The sequence below is a fragment of the Bacillus sp. GMa5/1 genome, assembly GCF_050172015.1.
In the GTDB taxonomy this organism is placed as follows: domain Bacteria; phylum Bacillota; class Bacilli; order Bacillales; family Bacillaceae_G; genus Bacillus_A; species Bacillus_A cereus.
This window is the reverse complement of record NZ_JBNLYC010000411.1, coordinates 1-1,185: the sequence shown is the minus strand read 5'-3', so window position 1 is coordinate 1,185 and position 1,185 is coordinate 1. Positions and strand designations below refer to the sequence as shown.

Below are 1,185 nucleotides of genomic sequence, written 5' to 3'. Positions count from 1 at the left end.
TTAAGATATGATTCATCTTGAAATCTCCAGATGTTCTTCTTAAAATGTTCGTTACTCTTGCTAATAGTATTTCTGTATTATAAGGCTTTGTTATAAAATCATCCGCTCCTAAATTCATACTTATCAGTTCATCTACATCACTATCTCTACTTGTAACCATGAAGATTGGAATATCTGAAGTTTTACGTATTTCTCTGCATATATAATAGCCATCGAACACAGGAAGATTTATGTCTAGTAATATAAGGTCTGCATTCTCACTTTCTATATATTCGATAATATGATTAAAATCTGTGGGAGCCTTTACTTCATATCCATACTTTATAAAAAAATGTTGTAATTCTTCTCTAATGATTTCATCATCTTCAATTAGAATGATTTTTTTCATGACTTTTCCCTCCCTATACAGAATATAAGGCTATTACATCTTGAGAAACAAGGTGTAATAGCCTTAATGAGCATTATAAAATCAAGTATTACTTTTTACAATATTTTTATACCCGACATATGTCGTGTAGAAATATACTACATAAACTACCAGAAATACTAAGCCCGTCATCAATGCTGGTAAAATAATGTCTGTTTGTTGAAATGTGTTAATATAATAATTGACTACATAAATTCCAACTATAGAATGAATTATGGCAAGAAAAATTGGAAGACTAAAGTATACGAAAGTTTGAATGAAAATCGTTTTGTCGATCATCGTTCCGTTTGAACCAATTCTCTTCAAAGATTTATATCGATCTATGCTATCACTGGCTTCTGATAATTGTTGAAGAGCTAATACGGCCATACTCGTTATTAAAAATACAATACCTATATATATCCCAATAAACAGTACGATAGTTTTCAATCCCTTACTTCCTGCATAAACTTCATCCTTTGATTTGCCTGCTATACGATTAATATTTAATTTCGGACCATTTTCGTCATAAAAGCCCCGTGCAACGTTATCATATTTTTTATTATATTCTTCCCTATTTCCATCTAAATAATTTACATTAAGTACGGATGCAGTAATTTTGTGACCTGATAAAAACTCATCATTTATAACAATTGTGAAGTAATTAGTTCGCACATCATAAGTATAAAGATTCTCTTGTATAACTTTAGCGTTTTTTACCAAATATTCTTTTTCTTTAATATTCACCTTATTGCTATTTTTTAATCTTTCATTTATCG

At 29.5% G+C, this 1,185-nt stretch carries 1 protein-coding gene and 1 pseudogene; both read right to left on the bottom strand.

Translation table 11 applies throughout. The annotated features are described in order from the left end of the window. The coding region (locus ACQGSG_RS29055; RefSeq protein WP_426948761.1) for a response regulator at positions 1-388 on the bottom strand (388 nt) is incomplete at its 3' end. 81 nt (positions 389-469) lie between these two features. After that, positions 470-1,185: pseudogene (locus tag ACQGSG_RS29050) on the bottom strand (ABC transporter permease); the annotation flags it as partial.